Source organism: Nocardia sp. NPDC088792, assembly GCF_044750615.1.
Classification (GTDB): domain Bacteria; phylum Actinomycetota; class Actinomycetes; order Mycobacteriales; family Mycobacteriaceae; genus Nocardia.
Map to the genome: position 1 here is coordinate 503,705 of NZ_JBIVKC010000006.1, position 18,136 is coordinate 521,840.

Annotated in this window: 19 protein-coding genes; 12 read left to right on the forward strand and 7 right to left on the reverse strand. The window is 67.9% G+C overall.

Annotation, left to right across the window (positions count from 1 at the left end; all coding sequences use genetic code 11):
- The 4 genes from ACIP5Y_RS38570 to ACIP5Y_RS38585 all read right to left on the reverse strand — a co-directional run bounded on the left by ACIP5Y_RS38570 (position 1) and on the right by ACIP5Y_RS38585 (position 3,747).
- Positions 1-888 carry a hypothetical protein gene (locus tag ACIP5Y_RS38570; protein ID WP_400357608.1) on the reverse strand — a complete coding sequence of 296 codons (888 nt, stop codon included), beginning with the start codon at positions 886-888 and terminating at the stop codon, positions 1-3.
- Between the two features lie 123 nt (positions 889-1,011).
- A complete protein-coding gene (locus ACIP5Y_RS38575; protein WP_400358068.1) occupies positions 1,012-1,641 on the reverse strand; it encodes an MBL fold metallo-hydrolase in 630 nt (209 codons plus the stop codon).
- Positions 1,638-2,723 carry an S-(hydroxymethyl)mycothiol dehydrogenase gene (locus ACIP5Y_RS38580; RefSeq protein ID WP_400357610.1) on the reverse strand — a complete coding sequence of 362 codons (1,086 nt, stop codon included), beginning with the start codon at positions 2,721-2,723 and terminating at the stop codon, positions 1,638-1,640. Before ACIP5Y_RS38580 ends, ACIP5Y_RS38575 begins: the two co-directional genes overlap by 4 nt.
- 142 nt (positions 2,724-2,865) lie before the next feature.
- The gene (locus tag ACIP5Y_RS38585) at positions 2,866-3,747 is read right to left on the reverse strand and encodes a LysR family transcriptional regulator ArgP (RefSeq protein WP_400357611.1); all 882 of its coding nucleotides are present in this window, start codon (positions 3,745-3,747) and stop codon (positions 2,866-2,868) included.
- Positions 3,748-3,819: 72 nt separating this feature from the next.
- Between ACIP5Y_RS38585 and ACIP5Y_RS38590 the strand changes: the two genes are divergently transcribed.
- Positions 3,820-4,437, forward strand: a complete 618-nt coding sequence (locus ACIP5Y_RS38590; protein WP_400357612.1) for a LysE/ArgO family amino acid transporter — start codon at positions 3,820-3,822, stop codon at positions 4,435-4,437.
- A 145-nt stretch (positions 4,438-4,582) separates the two neighbouring features.
- Positions 4,583-4,915, forward strand: coding sequence for an antibiotic biosynthesis monooxygenase family protein (locus ACIP5Y_RS38595; RefSeq protein WP_400357614.1), 333 nt, complete (start codon positions 4,583-4,585; stop codon positions 4,913-4,915).
- Positions 4,916-4,938: 23 nt separating this feature from the next.
- Here ACIP5Y_RS38595 and ACIP5Y_RS38600 read toward each other — a convergent pair whose 3' ends face one another.
- Positions 4,939-5,625: a TetR/AcrR family transcriptional regulator gene (locus tag ACIP5Y_RS38600; protein WP_400357616.1), complete on the reverse strand. Its 687-nt coding sequence runs from the start codon at positions 5,623-5,625 to the stop codon at positions 4,939-4,941.
- Positions 5,626-5,686: 61 nt separating this feature from the next.
- Between ACIP5Y_RS38600 and ACIP5Y_RS38605 the strand changes: the two genes are divergently transcribed.
- Positions 5,687-5,881, forward strand: coding sequence for a hypothetical protein (locus ACIP5Y_RS38605; RefSeq protein WP_400357618.1), 195 nt, complete (start codon positions 5,687-5,689; stop codon positions 5,879-5,881).
- Positions 5,803-6,843, forward strand: coding sequence for a glycosyltransferase (locus ACIP5Y_RS38610; RefSeq protein WP_400358069.1), 1,041 nt, complete (start codon positions 5,803-5,805; stop codon positions 6,841-6,843). Before ACIP5Y_RS38605 ends, ACIP5Y_RS38610 begins: the two co-directional genes overlap by 79 nt.
- Before the next feature lie 446 nt (positions 6,844-7,289).
- Here ACIP5Y_RS38610 and ACIP5Y_RS38615 read toward each other — a convergent pair whose 3' ends face one another.
- Together ACIP5Y_RS38615 and ACIP5Y_RS38620 are read right to left on the reverse strand one after the other, a co-directional pair.
- The gene (locus tag ACIP5Y_RS38615) at positions 7,290-8,300 is read right to left on the reverse strand and encodes a Gfo/Idh/MocA family oxidoreductase (RefSeq protein WP_400357619.1); all 1,011 of its coding nucleotides are present in this window, start codon (positions 8,298-8,300) and stop codon (positions 7,290-7,292) included.
- Between the two features lie 37 nt (positions 8,301-8,337).
- On the reverse strand, positions 8,338-9,342 hold the full coding sequence (locus ACIP5Y_RS38620) for a LacI family DNA-binding transcriptional regulator (RefSeq protein ID WP_400357620.1): 1,005 nt from the start codon (positions 9,340-9,342) through the stop codon (positions 8,338-8,340).
- Between the two features lie 260 nt (positions 9,343-9,602).
- Here ACIP5Y_RS38620 and ACIP5Y_RS38625 point away from each other — a divergent pair, with 260 nt between their 5' ends.
- The 8 genes from ACIP5Y_RS38625 (at position 9,603) to iolD (ending at position 18,112) form a co-directional block, all read left to right on the forward strand.
- Complete coding sequence (locus tag ACIP5Y_RS38625; protein ID WP_400357622.1) at positions 9,603-10,505, forward strand: TIM barrel protein; 903 nt, start codon at positions 9,603-9,605, stop codon at positions 10,503-10,505.
- A gap of 40 nt (positions 10,506-10,545) precedes the next feature.
- Positions 10,546-11,538: a sugar ABC transporter substrate-binding protein gene (locus ACIP5Y_RS38630; RefSeq protein ID WP_400357624.1), complete on the forward strand. Its 993-nt coding sequence runs from the start codon at positions 10,546-10,548 to the stop codon at positions 11,536-11,538.
- Between the two features lie 22 nt (positions 11,539-11,560).
- Positions 11,561-12,637 (forward strand): ABC transporter permease, encoded by a 1,077-nt coding sequence (locus ACIP5Y_RS38635; protein ID WP_400357626.1) that lies wholly within the window; start codon positions 11,561-11,563, stop codon positions 12,635-12,637.
- Positions 12,634-13,452, forward strand: coding sequence for an ATP-binding cassette domain-containing protein (locus tag ACIP5Y_RS38640; protein WP_400357628.1), 819 nt, complete (start codon positions 12,634-12,636; stop codon positions 13,450-13,452). Before ACIP5Y_RS38635 ends, ACIP5Y_RS38640 begins: the two co-directional genes overlap by 4 nt.
- Positions 13,449-14,387 carry a 5-dehydro-2-deoxygluconokinase gene (gene iolC, locus ACIP5Y_RS38645; protein ID WP_400357630.1) on the forward strand — a complete coding sequence of 313 codons (939 nt, stop codon included), beginning with the start codon at positions 13,449-13,451 and terminating at the stop codon, positions 14,385-14,387. The genes ACIP5Y_RS38640 and iolC overlap by 4 nt, the downstream gene beginning before the upstream one ends.
- Complete coding sequence (locus ACIP5Y_RS38650) at positions 14,378-15,271, forward strand: aldolase (RefSeq protein WP_400357632.1); 894 nt, start codon at positions 14,378-14,380, stop codon at positions 15,269-15,271. Before iolC ends, ACIP5Y_RS38650 begins: the two co-directional genes overlap by 10 nt.
- A 109-nt stretch (positions 15,272-15,380) precedes the next feature.
- Complete coding sequence (gene iolB, locus ACIP5Y_RS38655) at positions 15,381-16,271, forward strand: 5-deoxy-glucuronate isomerase (protein WP_400357634.1); 891 nt, start codon at positions 15,381-15,383, stop codon at positions 16,269-16,271.
- The gene (iolD, locus tag ACIP5Y_RS38660) at positions 16,268-18,112 is read left to right on the forward strand and encodes a 3D-(3,5/4)-trihydroxycyclohexane-1,2-dione acylhydrolase (decyclizing) (RefSeq protein ID WP_400357636.1); all 1,845 of its coding nucleotides are present in this window, start codon (positions 16,268-16,270) and stop codon (positions 18,110-18,112) included. Before iolB ends, iolD begins: the two co-directional genes overlap by 4 nt.
- Positions 18,113-18,136 lie beyond the last annotated feature (24 nt).

The following is an 18,136-nucleotide window of genomic DNA, read 5'->3' on the forward strand; positions in this document are numbered from 1 at the left end:
CTACTTGGTCTGCATGCAGAGCGCGTAATCCACGATCTCCGGCCCGCCGCCGTACGAATAGCTGTGGGTGTAGACGAGATCGGAATCCGGAAAGCTGGAGTCGCATTGGGATTCGGCCGTCGGGCCCGACGTCTTGCCCAGTACCGTTGCCTGCGACCGGTCGTCGCCGCAGGAGACGATCTCCATCTTGGGATGGGTGTCGGTCTTGACGTCGCCCTTGGTGTCCCACACGCAGTCGCCGGGCTTGACCTTGTCGCTGTCGGGGAAGTTCACCGGAGTGGTCGGCGTGGCCGAGGTCGTCGGGTTGCCGGGCACGACCGGCGCCGCCGGGGCCGACGGGAACGAAGGCATCGTCGGTGTACGCGGAAAGGTGGGAATCGACGGAATGTTCGGCGGCACATACGGCTTGTAGCCGCTGTTACTGCTGCTCGACGAATTCCCCGACGTCGCCGCCGCGATGATCAACCCCGCGACGGTCAATGGCACCAGTACACCCGCCAGCTGCCACCGCTGCGTCAGCGGCCTGCCCGGTGACATGGGCTGCCTGGGCGCCCCCGGCATCGGCGGCGGCAGCTTCGCGACCTGGTATCGAGCACCGACATTCAGCAGAATCGTGAACGGGTTGATGACCATCGACATCAGACCCCACCAGCCCTGCACCAGGCTGTCCCCGGTCATCTTCCGGAACACGGCCAATCCGCACTCCCGGCAGAACGGCCCGGGGAGCTTGCGGAACTGCATCATGAAGATCAGGCCGCGATGCGCGCGGAAGTCGACATCCACCGCGGGGGTGGCGCCGCAGTAGCGGCAGTAGACGCCATTGGGCTGACTGAAGCCGGCGGGCTGGGTGAAAACCGCATCACGGAACGGCGATTCGGGCATGGACAAGCTGAACGATCCCCCCTGGCGGAGCTGTGAACCGCCGTATTCAAGCACACGGGGGCGACAACTGCCCAGACAACCCGGCGCCGAATATGGTTCCCGCGCCGGGTCGTTGGGGTGGTAGCCGGCTCAGTGCCCTCGGCTACGCCATTCGTCCAGCTGCGGGGACTCCGCGCCGATGGTCGTGGATTCACCGTGGCCGGTGTGGACCAGCGTCTCCGGCGGCAGGGACAGCAGGCGAGCGGCGATCGAGGAGAGGATCGTCGGGAAGTCCGAGTAGGAGCGCCCGGTCGCCCCGGGTCCACCGTGGAAGAGCGTGTCGCCGCTGAAGACGACACCCAGATCGGAGGAATAGAAGCACACCGCGCCGGGCGCGTGACCGGGCGTGTGCAGCACCTCCAGCGCGGTACCGCCCACCTCGATGATCTGCTTGTCCTGGAGCTCACCGTCCGGCTCGACATCCGGATGGGTCAGCCGCCACACCACCAGATCGGCGGGGTGCAGGAACACGGGAGCGCCCGTGGCCTTGGACAATTCGGGAGCCACGCGAATGTGATCGTCGTGCGCGTGGGTCGCGAGAATGGCCGTCACCTTGCGGGCGCCGACCAGGTCCAGGATGGTCTCGACATTGTGCGGCGCGTCGATGACGACGCATTCCAGATCGTCGCCCACTACCCAGACATTGTTGTCCACGTCGAAGGTTTCGCCGTCGAGGCTGAAAGTGCCCGTGGTGACGGCGTGGTCGATGTGCGCCATCAGAGCATCACCACCGAGCGCAGCACATCACCGTGGTGCATCTTGGTGAATGCGGCCTCCACGTCGTTCAGTGAAATCGTCTCGGAGACAAAGGCATCCAGGTCCAGCCGGCCCTGCTTGTAGAGCTCGATGAGGTACGGGAAGTCGCGGGAGGGCAGGCAGTCGCCGTACCACGAGGACTTCAACGAGCCGCCGCGCGAGAAGAAGTCGATGAGCGGCATATCGAGTTTCATGTCGGGGGTCGGCACGCCGACCAGCACCACGGTGCCGGCCAGGTCGCGTGCGTAGAACGCCTGCTTCCAGGTCTCGGGGCGCCCCACCGCGTCGATCACCACGTCCGCGCCGAAGCCGCCGGTGAGCTCCTGAACCTGCTCCACCGCATCCTCTTTGCCCGCGTTCACGGTGTGGGTGGCGCCGAAACCCTTGGCCCACTCCAGCTTCCGCTCATCGAGGTCGATCGCGATGATGGTGGTCGCGCCCGCCAGCCGCGCGCCCGCGATCGCGGCATTGCCGACGCCGCCGCAGCCGATGACGGCGACGCTGTCACCGCGGCTCACGCGACCGGTATTGATGGCCGCGCCCAGGCCCGCCATCACACCGCAGCCGAGCAGGCCCGCCGCCGCGGGGGAGACGCTCGGATCCACCTTTGTGCACTGGCCCGCATGCACCAGTGTCTTCTCCGCGAACGCGCCGATACCCAGCGCCGGAGTGAGCGGCGTGCCATCGGTGAGTGTCATGGGCTGCGACGCATTGAATGTCGAGAAGCAGTACCACGGCTTGCCCTTGCGACACGCACGACAGGAACCGCACACCGCACGCCAGTTGAGGATGACGAAATCACCGGGCTCGACATCGGTGACGCCCTCGCCCACCGATTCCACGATGCCCGCGGCCTCATGCCCGAGCAGGAACGGGAATTCGTCATTGATGCCGCCCTCCCGGTAGTGCAGATCGGTGTGGCACACGCCGCACGCCTGCACGGTGACCACGGCCTCACCCGGTCCGGGATCCGGAATGACGATCTCGGTCACTTCCACTGGAGCGTTCTTGGACCGGGCGATCACGCCACGCACAATCTGAGACACGTAAGTCCTTCCTGGAGATGACCACAATCACTTCGACTATGACATGCGCATACGAGAATCGTCAGTGCGGGATTCGGTGATCATTGCGGCGCGCGGCGGTGATCATTGCCGCCCGGCGGCGATCATCGCAGTGCGGCGGCGATCATCGCAGTGCGGCGGTCGCGGCCGCGGCAATGGTCTCGGCCACCATGGTCAGCGCGGGCGAGTCGAGTTTCCACTGTTGCCAGTACAGCGGGATATCGAAGAAGGCCTTGTCATCCAAGGGAATCAGCGCATCGTCCGGGCGCAGCTGCAGATCCGGCATCATGCCCCAGCCGAGGCCCAGGCGGATGGCGTCCGCGAATCCCGCCGAGGACGGAATGTAGTGCCGCGGCGGGTTCAGAGGTTTGCGGGTGTACTGGCGAATGAGGCGGAACTGCATATCGTCCTTGCGGTCGAACAGGATCACCGGCGCGACCGCGAAGCTCTTGGCCGAAGCGCCGAGCGCGAACCAGGTGCGCATGAATTCCGGATTCGCGGTGGGGCGGTAGCGCATTGCGCCCAGCCGCCGCACCGAGCAGCCCTGGACGGCGGTGGCGGTGGAGGTGATGGCCGCCATCACGGTGCCGTCGCGCAACAGCCGGGTGGTGTGTTCCTCGTCCTCGCGGTGGATTTCGAAGCACACGCCGTGCGTTGCGGCCCGGCCGAGCGCGGGCATGACCCAGGTCTGCAGCGAATCGGCATTGACCGCAATGGGGATGCTCACCGGGCGGTCGGTCGGCTGATGCGCATCACCGAGTTCCCGTGCGGTATCGCCGCTGAGCAATTGGATCTGCCGCGCCAATCGCAGCACGGTGAGCCCGGAGTCGGTGGGCTGCACCGGTTTGGTGCGCTGTACCAGGATCCGGCCGGCCGCGTCTTCGAGGGCCTTGATGCGCTGAGAGATTGCCGAGGGTGTCACATTGAGCCGGCGGGCGGCCGCTTCGAAGGTGCCCTCGCTGATTACGGCGTCCAGTGCGCGCAGCTGGTCGAGCTGTAGGTCCATGTTAAGAGAGCGTAATGGTGCATCAGAATGATTAGCTGGACTGGTCCTGGACGGTCGCCCTACTTTTGAGGGGTGAATGCAACGTCGGCGGCCCTGGCGGCCATCTCAGGACTCGGTTTCGGACTCTCCCTCATCGTCGCGATCGGCGCGCAGAACGCGTTCGTTTTGCGTCAAGGGATACGCCGCGAACACGTCCTGCCGGTCGTTGCGGTGTGCGCGATATCCGATGTGTTGCTGATCACCATCGGCGTGGCCGGATTCGGCGCGGTCGCGCACAATGCGCCACTGGTGACGACCATCGCCAAGTACGCCGGCGCGGCCTTCCTCCTCGGATACGCCTGCTTCGCCGCCAAACGCGCTCTCTCCGCCTCGGCCCTGAACGCCGGTGGCGGCACGCCGATCGCCCTGGGTGCGGCAGTGGCCACCTGCCTGGCGGTCACCTGGCTGAACCCGCACGCCTACCTCGACACCATGGTCCTGCTCGGCTCGTTCGCCAGCACCTACGCCACACCCGACCGCTGGTTCCTGGCGGCCGGCGCGGCGATCGGCAGCATCCTGTGGTTCGTATCGCTCGGTTTCGGGGCGCGACTGCTCGCCCCTCTGTTCGCGAAACCCGTCGCCTGGCGCGTGCTCGACTCCATCATCGCGCTCGTCATGACGGCGCTCGGCGTGGGCCTGCTGCTGAACTGACTTCACCGGCAAGCGGTTTCGGCGCTAAGCTGTGGTGGTCGAAAAGGACCCCGGCCGGCATGGGTAAGCCCGGCCACCTCCTCGGGAGGCTCCGTATCGCCGCAAGGCGAACCCTCGACACTCATTTCGAGTGCGAGGAGCAGCCATGCCCATCATCCGTGTCGACGGAACCGTCACGCAGATCAACGTTTTCACCGTGAATCCCGGACAGCAGCAAGCGCTGCTGGACTACCTGGCCGAGGCCGCCCGGGTGGCGGCCGATGTGCCGGGCTGGATGTCGGCCAGTCTGCATCGCAGCCTGGACGGCACCAAGGTCGTGAACTATGCCCAGAGTGAGGACCTGGATGCTTCGCGAAGGGTCATCGAACGGCTCATGGCCGAGGGAATGATCCAGGGCAACAAGGCCTTCGGGCAGGCGAGTCCCGGCCTGTACGAGGTCACGTTCACCCTGGATCGGGATTCACGCCCGGCGCGGTAGTTCGCCGTACGGCGTCACTGATTCTAAGAGTTCGAAGACTGCGAAGGTTCTGCAGGCTGCGAAGGTTCTGAAGGCTGCGAAGGCTTCGAAAGTAGGGCCGCGGCAAGGCTTTCGGCGATGAATTGCTCGGTTTCTGAGCCGGGCCAGCCGCGGTCGATCATCAGCGAACGGTAGACGTCATAGGTGGTGAGCGCGTACATGATGTCGGCGGCGCGCTCGGCCGTCAAACCCGGTTTGAGCGCGCCCTTCGCCGCGAGTTCGGGGGTGATGTGGCGCGGGCCGTCGTAGCGGCCCTGTTCCGCCGCGGTCAGGAATGCGCCGACCTCGGGATCGACCGCGGCGGTGACGCGCATGATGTCCAGCAATCCCATATAGCGCTCGGACACGGTGCGCATGTGCGCGGCGTACATCGCGAGCTGCCGCACCGGATCGGGTTCGGCGAACAGCTCACGGACCCAGGCCCGTTCGGGCGGCGGCGTCGCGGAATCCTCCTCGGGTCCGGCGACCAGGACCGCGGCGGTCTCGGCGAGCACACCCACCTTCGTGCCGAAGGCTTGGTAGATGGTCTGCACATGCACGCCCGCGGTATCCGCGATCGCCTGCAGCGTGGTGCCGGCATAGCCCCGTTCCGTGAACAGGGTGGCGGCCGCCTCGGCGACGCGGCGCCGGGTCGCCTGGCGGCGACCGGCTCGATGGGCTCCGGTTGACATGCTCGCCATCGTATCTATAGTTCACTATATAGTTCGCTATAGCGACAGGAGAGTCTGCGATATGCGCATCCTGATTTCGACCACACCGATGGAGGGCGTGTTCGCGCCCGTGGCCCCGGTGGCCGCGGCGCTGCCGCCCAGGGGAACGAAGTACTGGTCGCGACCGCGCCGCAACTGCTGGGGCGGGTACGCGAGAGCGGCCTACCGGGCGTCGCGGCCGGACCGGACGCGCCCGTGGCAGCCGCCGAAGCGGTGACGTTGCCGGAATTCGCGGCGGGCAACCAGCCCTGGCGGATCGGCGCGGTCATGTTCAGCCGCGTCATGGCGCCGCGCAAACTGCCCGAACTCCGGTCGATCGCCGAAGGGTTCCGCCCGGATCTGGTGCTGCACGCACCGGTCGACCTCGCGGCGCCGATACTGGCGGCCGAACGCGGAGTCCCGTCTATCACCTACGGCACGGGCCTGCTCCTCGAACCCGAACTGATCGCGGCAATGGCGGAATGGGTTGCCCCGCTGTGGCATTCCTCCGGATTGGCAGCCGACGAACACGCGGGGTTGTACCGATACGGCTACCTCGATCCGGTGCCGGCCAGTCTGCAACCCGACCTCGGCCCGGCAGCCGATATCGCACAGCCGATCCGGCCCGCGGTCTCCGGGCGAATCGACGATGTACTGCCGGAACGGATCCGCCGCCTGGGCGATCGACCGGTGATCTACGTGTCCCTGGGCACTGTTCCGATCTTCAATCAGCCCAGCGCTTTCGAACCACTGCTCGCCGGAGTCGACGGCATGGACGCCGACGTCGTGGTGACCGTCGGCGCCGACACCGACCCGAGGGCACTCGGCAGCGTGCCGCCCAATATCCATGTCGAGCAATGGCTCTCGCTGTCGGCACTGTTGCCGCGCTGCGATGTGGTGCTCTGCCATGCCGGAGCGGGCACCAGCCTGGCCGCGCTCTCGCACGGCCTGCCCCTGGTCCTCACCCCACGTGGCGCCGACCAGTTCCCGACCGCTGCCGCATGTCGCAGGGCCGGCGCCGCCCGGGTACTGATGCCGGACGAGGTGACGCCCGACAACGTCAGGGCCGCAGTGGAAGCCATATCGAACGACACCTCCTACCGCGCCGCAGCGATCCGGCTACAGGCCGAGATCACCGCCCGGCCATCGGCCGCGGCCGCCGCCGAAACCATGCTGCACAGATTCGTGCTCGAAGCCTGATCGCCGGCCCATCCGCGAAGCCTGTCCGATGTTCGCGGCGCAGTCTGTTCTACGTTTGTGGCCCTGCCCGTTCGATGTTCGTGGACCCAGCCTGGGCCCGGTCGCGGCCACAGGCCGGATCGGGTCGTGGCCAGAGCCCGGACCTGTTCGCGGCCGTAGCCCGGATCGGGTTGCGGTCATAGGCTGATCCGGTTGCGGCCATAGTCCGGATCGGGTCGTGGCCAGAGCCCGGACCTGTTCGCGCCCATAGTCCGGATCGGGTTGCGGTCATAGGCCGATCCGGTTGCGGTCACAGCCCGGAGCGGGTCGCGGTCACAGCCCGGACCCTTCGCGGCTGTATCCTGGACCCGATCGCGGCCGTACTGTTCACGACGGGGGAGGTTGTAGTTGTTGCGCCGAATCTGTTGCTGTGGAGTCGATTTCGGCTTAGGCGGGGCTGGCCGCCGTCAGTGGCGGACCTCGGTCAGGGGGACCGGGCGGCCCTCGCGGCGGGAGAGTTCGCAGGCTTCCGCGACGTAGAAGGCTTCGAGGGCCTCGCCGGGCGGGCAGGGGTTGGGGGCGCCGGTGGCGGCGACGGCGACGAAGGTGGTCAGTTCCTCGGTGTAGGCGGCGCGGAAGCGGTCCATGAAGCCGGGCCAGGCGGACAGTGCCGACTGCGGGTAGCCGGGCTCGACGGAATGCAGGGGGGCTCGATCGTCCAGGCCCACAACGGCATTGCCCTGGGCGCCGAGGACCTCGAGGCGGACGTCGTAGCCGGCGCCGTTGTAGCGGCCGAGGGATACCGTCGCGAGCGCGCCGTCGTCGAGGCGGAGGATGACCGCGGCGGTGTCGACATCGTTTGCGGCGGCGAAGAATTGCTCGCCGCGGTTGGCTCCGGTGGCGTAGACCTCGGTGATCTCGCGGCCGGTGACCCAGCGGATGATGTCGAAATCGTGGACGCCGCAGTCGCGGAAGATGCCGCCGGAGCGGGGAATGTATTCGGCGGGCGGCGGGGCCGGGTCGAGGGTGGTGGCGCGCAGCGTGTGCACCCAGCCGAGATCGCCGGAGGCGACCGCCGCGCGGGCGGCGCGATAGCCTGCGTCGAAGCGGCGCTGGAAGCCGATCTGCACCGGCACCGGTGTGGTGGCGACGCGTTCGACCACGGCGAGGGTCCCGGCGATATCGGCCGCGACCGGCTTCTCGCAGAACACCGGGATGCCGCGTTCCACCGCTGCCAGAATGAGTTCCGGATGGGAGTCGGTGGCGGTGGTGATCACCAGGCCGCCGAGATCGGCCGCCAGCAGCGTATCGATATCGGGCGCGAATTCCAGGTCGAGTTTGTCGGCGGTGGTGCGGGCGCGGTCGGCGTCGGCGTCGGCCACCACGACCGCCTCCACGCCGGGCAGGCCGGCGAGGGTTTCGGCGTGCGAGACGCCGATGCGGCCGGTTCCGGCCAGGCCGATTCGAATCGTGGACATGGTTGCCCTGCCTTTCTGAAGTCGCTTGTGGCTCTGGTCAATCGCGGGGTGTGGCCGTCGTCGAGCGGACGACCAGCGAGGGTTCCAGCCGCTGGCGCAGCGGCTCGGTGCGGCCCTCGCGCAGACGCTGTTCGAGCGCCGTCACCGCCAGCTCCCCGATACGGGTGCGGGGCTGGTCGATGGTGGTCAGCGACACGTGGCGCAGGGCCGCGAGGGAGGAGTTGTCGTAGCCGACGACCGACACGTCCTCGGGGACGCGCAGTCCGGCCTCCTCCAGCGCGGCCATGGCGCCCACGGCATTGAAGTCGTTGCCGCAGACCAGAGCGGTGGGAAAGTTGTTGGGGGAGAAGATGTTCAGCAGTTTGCGCACGGCCGCCGCGCCCGCCTCGTCGGTGTGCTCGCTGGCGATCGCCATGGGCTCGAGCCCGTGCCGTTCCATGGCGGCGGTGTAGCCCCGCCGCCGTGGCCCGGCGGCGAAGGCGGCCCCGCCGTCGAGGTGCACGATGCGCCGATGACCCAGGGCCACCAGGTGATCCACGGCCAGTGCGGCACCCGATTCGCCATCGTCATTGACGGTGTCCACGCCCGCGATGCTGGAACTGCGGGAGACCAGCACGATCGGGCACCGCTGTGCGGCTTCCCGGATGGCCGCCGCGGGCAGCACCGGGGAGAGCAGGATGATGCCGCCCGGACGGAAGGACAGCAGGCTCTCCAGGGCCGTGCGTTCCCGGGCCGCACTGCGCCGCCCGGTATTGAGGATGAGCTCCAGCCCGGCCGCCTGTGCCGCCTCGTCCATGCCTTCCACCACATCCGCGAAGAAGGCATTGCGGAGATCGGAAACCATGACGCCGACGAGATTGGAGGTCCGGCTGGCCAGCGAGCGCGCCAGGGCGTGCGGCTGGTAGCCGAGGTCCGCGGCGGCCTCGAGCACCGCGCGGCGGCGGTGCTCACTGACCTTGGGGGAGTTGCGCATCACCAGCGAGACCAGGGCCCGGGAGACGCCGGCGCGGGCGGCGACGTCTTCCATGGTCGGTCGGGTCATGGTGCCTCCGCGTCGGTTCCGGGTTGGTGTGTCCGAAGCTACAGCGTCGGGTGCGGTCGGGCAATAGAGCGCTCTAATCGGATTTTCGAGACACCGATTCGGATGCTCGTTTGCCCTGTAAGGCGGTGTTTTCCAAGGATATTGACCACTTTTCGGTTCACGACGAGGTCTTGACACTGGAGTGAGCCACGTTACATTGTTGGAGCGCTCCAATAGTGAGCGCCTCATTCGATGGCAACCGACAGGTCTGGGAAGTGCCGATGACCGAAACGCTCCATCCACTGCGCATAGCCGCCGCGCCGATCTCCTGGGGAGTCTGCGAAGTGCCCGGCTGGGGGCATGTCCTCGAACCGGGGATCGTCCTGGCCGAAATGGCGACCCTGGGCATCACCGCAACAGAATTCGGTCCGCCCGGCTATCTACCCTCGGATCCACACGAACTACGCCGCGTGCTCGCGGGCCACGGCATGGTGCCGGTCGGCGGATTCCTCGCTCTCGCACTGCATCACGAGCCGGGGAAGGCGCTGGCCGAGGCCCGGACAACGGCCGCGTTGTTCGCCGCCGCCGGTGCCGAGGTGCTGGTGCTCGCCGCCGCCACCGGATCCGACGGCTACGACACTCGCGAACCACTCACCGACTACGAGTGGCAGACGCTGCTCGACACCGCCGCCACCATTGCGGATATCGCCGTCGAACATGGCTTGCGCGTGGCCCTGCACCCGCATGTCGGCACGCACGTCGAGACCGAGGCCGAGGTGGAACGCTTCCTCGCCGGCTCCGATCTCGATATCTGTATCGACACCGGCCATCTGCTGATCGGCGGCACCGATCCGGTCGCGCTCGCCCGCCGGTACGCGCATCGCATCGGGCACATCCACCTCAAGGATGTGCGCCTCGCGGTCGCCGACGAAGTCCGCAGCGGCCGAATGGAATACAGCGAGGCCGTGCGGCAGGGCCTCTATGCGCCGCTGGGCGCGGGCGATGTCGATATCGCGGCGCTGGTGCGCAGCGTGCGGGACGCCGGATACCGCGGCTGGTACGTCATGGAACAGGACACCGCCTTACGTCCCGGCGATACAGCCGAGGGCCCGAGCCGGGATGCGGAACAAAGTCTGCGACACCTGGCCGAAATCGCCTCGTCCGCCGCCTCGGCGCGGATTTAGTAGAGGGGTGCAGACGACGATGTCCCAACCCTCTCGAACAATGCGGCCGTCCAGAACCTTCTGGCGCGGCGTACGCCGACTATCGCCCTGGCTGGCCGCCGCGGCAGTACTCGCGGCGTGCAGCGGCCCCGGCGCGGACGTCACCAGCGCGCCGCAAGCGCCCGCCAGCGTCGGGCAACTCCGTTCCGTCGCCGTGGTCACCCACGGCAGCGCGGGCGATGCCTTCTGGAATGTGGTCAAGAACGGCGCCGAGGCGGCGGGCAAGGATCTCGGGGTCCGGGTCGAGTACAACTCCTCGGGCGATCCCGGCCAGCAGGCCACCCTCATCGACAATGCGGTGGCGCAGGGCGTGGACGGACTGGTGGTCTCCATGGCCAATCCCGACGCCCTGAAGCCTTCCATCGAAAAGGCCGTCGCCGCGGGCATTCCCGTGGTGACCATCAACTCCGGCGAGGAACAGAGCGCCGCCTTCGGCGCCATCGGCCACGTCGGCCAGAGCGAGCGGCAGGCCGGCGCGTCCGCCGGTAAGCGCCTGGCGGACGCCGGGAAACACAAGATGCTGTGCGTGATTCACGAGGCCGGCAATGTGGGCGCCAACGAACGCTGCGCCGGCGCCACCCAGGGCTTCGGCGCCACCGTCAACCTGCAGGTCGACATCAACAATCCGACCGACGCGCAGTCCCGCATCAAGGGCGCGCTGGAATCGGATCCCTCCCTCGATGCGGTGCTGACACTGAATTCGCAGGTCGCGGCGCTCGCGGTGAGTTCGGTCAAGGAATCGCACTCGAAGGCGGTGGTGGCCACCTTCGATCTGAACAGCGATGTGGTGAACGCGATCCGCGCGGGCACCCTGCTGTTTGCCGTGGACCAGCAGCAATACGAGCAAGGCTACCTGCCGGTAGTCATGCTGAAGATGTACAAGTCGAACCTCAACACCGTCGGCGGTGGACTGCCGGTGCAGACGGGTCCGGCCTTCGTGGACAAGAAGAACGTCGATGCCATCGCCGCGCTCGTCGGCCAGGGCACACGGTGAGCGCGGGTCGGGAGTGAATGACATGACTACTACGACAAAGTCGTCGGGCGGGTCGGGCGGTAACTCTACGGAGGCGACCACTATCGCGCCGGAGGAGCGGGCCGGCCTGCTCAATCGCATGATCGTCCGGCCGGAGATCGGCGCCCTACTCGGTGCGTTGGTGGTGTTCCTGTTCTTCTCGATCATCACCGACAAGTTCCTGAGCCCACTGGGTGTTTCGACCTGGCTCGACGATGCCTCCACCCTCGGCATCACCGCGGTGGCCGTGGCCATGCTCATGATCGGCGGAGAGTTCGATCTGTCCGCCGGTGTCATGACGGCCTCCACGGCGCTCCTCACCGGGCTGCTGGCGGTGCACGCGGGCTGGAACATCTGGCTGGCACTGGTGGTTTCGCTGGCCTTCGCGCTGGCCGTCGGCGCATTGAACGGCTGGCTGGTGATGCGCACCGGGCTGCCGAGCTTCATTGTCACGCTGGGCACCTTCCTCGCCCTGCAGGGTGTGAATCTCGGTGTGACGCGCTGGGTTACCGGCACCGTGCAGGTCTCGGGCATCCGGGGCGCGGGCGGCTATCAGTCGGCCGGCTGGGTTTTCGCCTCCACCACCAATATCGGTGGCGCCCGGCTGCAGGCCTCGGTGGTGTGGTTCATCGTGGTGACCGCGATTGCCGCACTCGTGCTGGTACGCACCAGGTTCGGCAACTGGGTCTTCGCCGTCGGCGGCTCGCTGCCCAGCGCCCGCGCGGTCGGTGTGCCGGCGGTGCGCACCAAGATCGTGCTGTTCATGACCACGGCCTTCGCGGCCTGGATCGTCGGCGCCTGCAATCTCATGCGGTTCGCCAGCGTGCAGGCCAATCAGGGCGTGGGGCTGGAATTCCAGTACATCATCGCGGCGGTGGTCGGCGGCTGCCTGCTCACGGGCGGTTTCGGCTCGGTGGTGGGTGCGGCGATCGGTGCGCTCATCTTCGGTATGGCGCGGCAGGGCATCGTGTTCGCGCGCTGGGACAGTGACTGGTTCATGTTGTTCCTGGGCGTGCTGCTGCTGGCGGCCGTGCTGGTCAACAATGCATTCAAGAAGCGGGCGGAAAGGGTACGCCGATGACCGAGCCATCCGAGACCGAGTCATCCGAGAAGACGGCCGTGCCATTGATCGAGACGATCGGCATCGGCAAGAAGTACGGCGGAGTCGTTGCCCTGCAGGATGTTTCGACCGTAGTCAATGCCGGTGAGGTCACCTGCGTGCTGGGCGACAACGGCGCCGGCAAATCGACGCTCATCAAGATTCTCGCCGGAGTCCATCAGCACGACACCGGCGAGCTGAAGATCGAAGGCGAGGCGATCAAATTGTCCTCGCCCCGTGAGGCTCTGGACCGCGGCATCGCGACCGTGTACCAGGATCTCGCGGTGGTGCCGCTGATGAGCGTGTGGCGCAACTTCGTGCTCGGCTCCGAACCGGTCAAGAAGTTCGGCCCACTCGAATTCCTGGACCGCGGCGAGAGCAAGAAGATCACCAGGAAAGCCCTGGTGGACATGGGAATCGATATTCGCGACCTGGAACAGCCGGTCGGCACCCTCTCCGGTGGGCAGCGCCAATGCGTCGCCATCGCCCGTGCCGTGCACTACGGCGCCAAGGTGCTGATTCTCGACGAACCGACCGCCGCGCTGGGCGTGAAGCAGGCCGGTGTGGTGCTGCGCTATGTGGTGCAGGCGCGGGATCGCGGGCTGGGCGTCGTGCTCATCACCCACAACCCGCATCACGCCTACCCGGTCGGCGATCGGTTTCTGCTGCTCAAGCGCGGCGCCATGCTCGGCAACTACGAGAAGTCCGATATCGACCTGTCGGAGCTGACCCGGCAGATGGCCGGCGGCGCGGAACTCGAAGCGCTGCAACACGAATTGGAGCGGGTGGTGTCGTGACCGAGCTCGAGGTGCTCACCATCGGACGGGTCGGCGTCGACCTGTATCCGGAGCAGACCGGAGTATCCCTCGCCGAAGTACGGACCTTCGCCAAATTCCTCGGCGGCACGGCCACCAATGTGGCGGTGGCGGCGGCCCGGCTGGACAGGCGCACCGCCGTGCTCACCAAGGTCGGCGCGGACGGCTTCGGGGAGTACGTGCGAAACGCCCTGGAGGACTTCGGGGTCGCGTCCCGCTATGTCGGGACCTCCGCGGATCTGCAGACGCCCGTGGTGTTCTGCGAACTGAGGCCGCCCGCCGACCCGCCGCTGCTGTTCTATCGCTCGCCGATCGCCCCGGATCTCACCCTGACCGAGGACGAGATCCCCTGGGATGTCATCGATTCCGTGCCCCTGCTGTGGGTGACCGGAACCGGCGTCAGCGCCGAACCCGGCCGCAGCACCCAGCGCGCGATCCTCGAGCGCCGCGCCCGACACGGCCACACCGTGCTGGACCTGGACTACCGGCCCATGTTCTGGCCGGATATCGAGACCGCCCGCACCGAGATCGGCTGGATGGTCGATCACGTGAATGTGGTGGTGGGCAATCGCACCGAGGTGCAGGTCGCGGTCGGCACCGCCGACCCGGACGCGGCCGCCGACCGGCTGCTGGCGCGCGGCGTGCGGCTGGCGGTCATCAAACGTGGCGCCGAGGGCGTGCTGATCGCCACCGAATCCGAACGCTGGACCGTGCCGCCCTGCCGGATCGACGTGGTGTGCGGCCTGGGCGCGGGTGACGGCTTCGGCGGCGCGCTCGCGCACGGACTGCTGTCCGGCTGGGACCCGCACCGCATCGCCAGTTACGCCAATGCGGCCGGCGCGCTGGTGGCCGCGCGCCTGGCCTGCGCCGACGCCATGCCCACTCATGCCGAGATCGAGGAGATGCTGTGCACCTGACCGACGAGCGCTGGTACGACCTACTGCGTACCCGCGCCACGGACCCGGAGGCCGTCCGGCGCGCCTACGCCGACCGCCGCCGGCGCCCGAACCTGCTGTCGGAGCGGGGAACCCTGTTCCTGGTCGCCGCCGACCATCCGGCGCGCGGGGCGCTGGGCGTGGGCGCGGACCGCACGGCCATGGCCGACCGGCGCACCCTGCTGGAACGGCTGCTCATCGCGCTGGCCGATCCGGCCGTGGACGGTGTGCTCGGGTCACCGGACATTGTCGAGGAACTGCTGCTGCTGGATGCCGTGCACGAGAAGATCGTGATCGGTTCCATGAACCGTGGCGGTCTGGCCGGAGCCGACTGGGAGATCGACGACCGGTTCACCGGCTACGATGCCGAAGCCCTGGTGAAGTTCCGCCTCGACGGCGGCAAAATGCTGCTGCGCCTGGTGGATTCGGATCCCGGCACGATCCCCACCTTGGAAGCCTGCGCCCGCGCGGTCTCCGAACTGGCCGAGCACGGCCTCATGGCGATGGTCGAACCGCTGCCCTACGGCCGGGAGCCCTCGGGCGACCTGGTCATGCACAAGGACGCCGCCTCGCTGCAGCGCGCGGTCACGGTGGCCTCCGGTCTGGGCGTGACCTCGGCCTACACCTGGCTGAAAATCCCGGCGCCGGACGATATCTCGGTGCTCGACGCGACCACGTTGCCGGTGGTGGTGCTCGGCGGCGCACCCTCCGGCGACCCCGAAGCCGATCTCGCGTCCTGGGGTGCGGCCCTGCGTCATGACGCTGCCCGCGGCCTCGTGGTCGGCCGCAGCCTGCTCTATCCGCCCGATGGCGATGTCGCCGGCGCGGTCGACGCCGCCGCCAAGGTGCTGGGGGCGGCGAAATGAACCCGCCGACACCGAATATCGGCGGTACGGTCCTGGCAGTGGTCGATCCCGCTACCGGCACTGCGGCTCCAGCGGCAGCCGATCCAACTTCGGGCGGCGAGGCGGCGGCATGAGCAAGCTGCATTATCCGGACGGGACGCTGTGCAGCGGTGCCGATCCCATCCTGCTCGCGCCCGCGGATGCGGGCTGGACCTATACCGGGCTGCGGGTGCTGAGGCTTCGTGAGGGGGAGTCGCGGATACTGCGGACGGGTGACTTCGAGGCGTTCGTGCTGCCGCTGGCCGGTGCGTGCACGGTTCGGGTCGACGGCCTCGTATTCGAATTGACCGGTCGGGACTCGGTGTTCACCCGGGTCACCGACTTCGCCTACGTGCCGCGGGATGCGGAGGTGGAGCTGTCCACGGTGGGCGGCCTGGAGGTCGCGCTGCCCATGGCGCGGTGCGGGCGGCGGCTGGACCCGAAATACGGCCCGGCCGAGGAGGTTCCGGTCGAAGTGCGCGGCGGCGGGCATGCGACGCGGCAGGTGACCAATTTCGGGGCGCCCGGAGTGTGGGATCACGCGGACAAACTCAATGCCTGCGAGCTCATCACACCGGACGGCAATTGGTCCTCGTATCCGCCGCACAAGCATGATCAGGCGAGCGCGTGCGAGGTGGTCAATGAGGAGATCTACTACTTCCGCATCGCGGAGCAGGACGGAATCACGCCCGGGCGTACAGGATTCGGTATGCACCGAACCTACACCGCGGACGGCGCGCTCGACGAGAATGTTGCTGTGCGCGATGGCGATGTCTTCCTCGTTCCGCACGGGTATCACGGGCCGTGCATCGCGGCTCCCGGCTATCCCATGTACTACCTGAACGTGCTGGCCGGGCCCGCGCCCGAGCGCTCGATGGCCTTCTGCGACGATCCCGCCCACGCGTGGGTGCGGGGCAGCTGGGCCGATCAACCGCTGGATCCGCGCTGCCCGGTCACTTCTCACGAAGGACGAGTGCTATGAAGCTCACGACCGCGCAAGCTCTGGTGGCCTGGCTGGTGGCCCAGCGTTCCGAGGCCCCGGGCGGCCTCGAACTGCCCTTGTTCCCAGCGGTTTTCGCCATCTTCGGACACGGGAACGTGCTGGGGCTGGGCACGGCGCTGGAGGAGCGGCGGGATGTGCTGCCAGTGTGGCGCGGACACACCGAGGAGGGCATGGCGCTGGCGGCGGTCGGTCTGGCCAAGGCGGCCAACCGCCGGCAGGTCGGGGTGGCGACCTCCTCGATCGGGCCGGGCGCGCTCAATATGGTGACGGCCGCCGGTGTGGCACATGCCAATCGGCTGCCGCTGCTGCTGCTCCCGGGCGACACCTTCGTGAGCCGCGCGCCGGATCCGGTGCTGCAACAGGTCGAGCACTTCGGTGATCCGACCATCACCGTGAACGACGCCTTCCGGCCGGTGAGCCGGTATTTCGACCGCATCACCCGGCCCGAGCAGCTGATCGCCACGCTGCCGCAGGTCGCGCGCGTGCTGACCGACGCCGCCGACGCCGGACCGGTGACCCTCGCCCTGCCGCAGGATGTGCAGGCCGAGATCTATGACTTCCCGGACGCTCTGTTCGCGCCCGTCGTGCACCGCATTCCGCGCCCGCGTCCCGATCACCGCAGTCTGGTCGAGGCCGCCCAGGAATTGCGCCGCGCGCAGCGGCCGCTGCTGATCCTCGGTGGGGGAGTGCGGTATTCGGGCGCCGGTCCGCGCGCCCTGGAGTTCGCGCAGCGCTACGGCATTCCCGTCACCGAGACGACGGCCGGACGCACCCTGGTCCCACACGATCACGACCTGTACGCGGGCCCGCTCGGCGTTACCGGCGCGGCCTCGGCCAATTCCCTTGCCGCGGAGGCGGATGTGGTCCTGGCGATCGGTACCCGGCTGCAGGACTTCACCACCGCCTCGTGGACCGTGTTCGCCCCGGACGTGCGGCTGGTGCACATCAATGCCGCGCGCTTCGACGCGGTCAAGCACGGCGCGCTGGCGCTGACCGGGGATGCCGACGTGACGCTGCACGACCTGGCGCCCGAATTGGACGGCTGGCGTGTGGATCCGGACTGGACGGCACGCGCCGCCGCGGTCCGGGGCGAATGGGACGCGCACATCGACAAACTGCGCGCTCCCGGGGAGGGCATCCCGACCTACGCCCAGATCGTGGGCGCCGTCAATGATCTCAGCGGCCCGACCGACTACGTCATGACCGCCTCGGGCGGAATGCCCGGCGAACTCGTCGGCGGCTGGCGCGCGGCGGGCGGCGCTCCGACCATGGATGTCGAATACGGCTTCTCCTGCATGGGATACGAACTCGCGGGCGCGTGGGGCGCGGCCATGGCGCATCGTGGCGGCCTGGTCACCACCCTGCTCGGTGACGGTTCCTACCTGATGCTCAACTCCGAGCTGTTCTCGGCCGCCTTCGCAGGCCACCCACTGGTCGCCGTCGTCTGCGACAACGACGGCTACGCCGTCATCGCCCGGCTGCAGGAAGGCCAGGGCGCCGCCCCCTTCAACAACTTCTACTCCAGCTCCCGCACCAACCACGCCAAACCGCCGCGAGTCGACTTCGCCGCACACGCGCGCTCCCTCGGCTGCCTGGTGTTCACCGCCAACGAACTCCCGGACTTCCGTGACGCCTACGCCCGGGCCCGCACAGCCGCGACGGTCGAGCAGCGTCCCGCCGTGGTCGTGATCCGCACCCAGCCGTCGTCCTGGACCGAGTCCGGAGCCTGGTGGGAAGTCGCTGTACCGGAACACCTTTCGGGCCGCGAGGAGTACGACCGACTGAAGCCGCAACAGCTCCGCTACACCAGTGGCGGCTGAGCAGCCCTGGACAGATCTATAAAC

Coding starts and splice junctions, on each gene's coding strand:
- ACIP5Y_RS38615 (WP_400357619.1), bottom strand. CDS start 8,300: ATGTCCACGATTCGAATCGGCCTGGCCGGAACCGGCCGCATCGGCGTC.
- ACIP5Y_RS38595 (WP_400357614.1), top strand. CDS start 4,583: ATGCCCATCATCCGTGTCGACGGAACCGTCACGCAGATCAACGTTTTC.
- ACIP5Y_RS38605 (WP_400357618.1), top strand. CDS start 5,687: ATGCGCATCCTGATTTCGACCACACCGATGGAGGGCGTGTTCGCGCCC.
- ACIP5Y_RS38620 (WP_400357620.1), bottom strand. CDS start 9,342: ATGACCCGACCGACCATGGAAGACGTCGCCGCCCGCGCCGGCGTCTCC.
- ACIP5Y_RS38600 (WP_400357616.1), bottom strand. CDS start 5,625: ATGTCAACCGGAGCCCATCGAGCCGGTCGCCGCCAGGCGACCCGGCGC.
- ACIP5Y_RS38635 (WP_400357626.1), top strand. CDS start 11,561: ATGACTACTACGACAAAGTCGTCGGGCGGGTCGGGCGGTAACTCTACG.
- ACIP5Y_RS38640 (WP_400357628.1), top strand. CDS start 12,634: ATGACCGAGCCATCCGAGACCGAGTCATCCGAGAAGACGGCCGTGCCA.
- ACIP5Y_RS38625 (WP_400357622.1), top strand. CDS start 9,603: ATGACCGAAACGCTCCATCCACTGCGCATAGCCGCCGCGCCGATCTCC.
- iolB (WP_400357634.1), top strand. CDS start 15,381: ATGAGCAAGCTGCATTATCCGGACGGGACGCTGTGCAGCGGTGCCGAT.
- ACIP5Y_RS38585 (WP_400357611.1), bottom strand. CDS start 3,747: ATGGACCTACAGCTCGACCAGCTGCGCGCACTGGACGCCGTAATCAGC.
- iolD (WP_400357636.1), top strand. CDS start 16,268: ATGAAGCTCACGACCGCGCAAGCTCTGGTGGCCTGGCTGGTGGCCCAG.
- ACIP5Y_RS38630 (WP_400357624.1), top strand. CDS start 10,546: ATGCGGCCGTCCAGAACCTTCTGGCGCGGCGTACGCCGACTATCGCCC.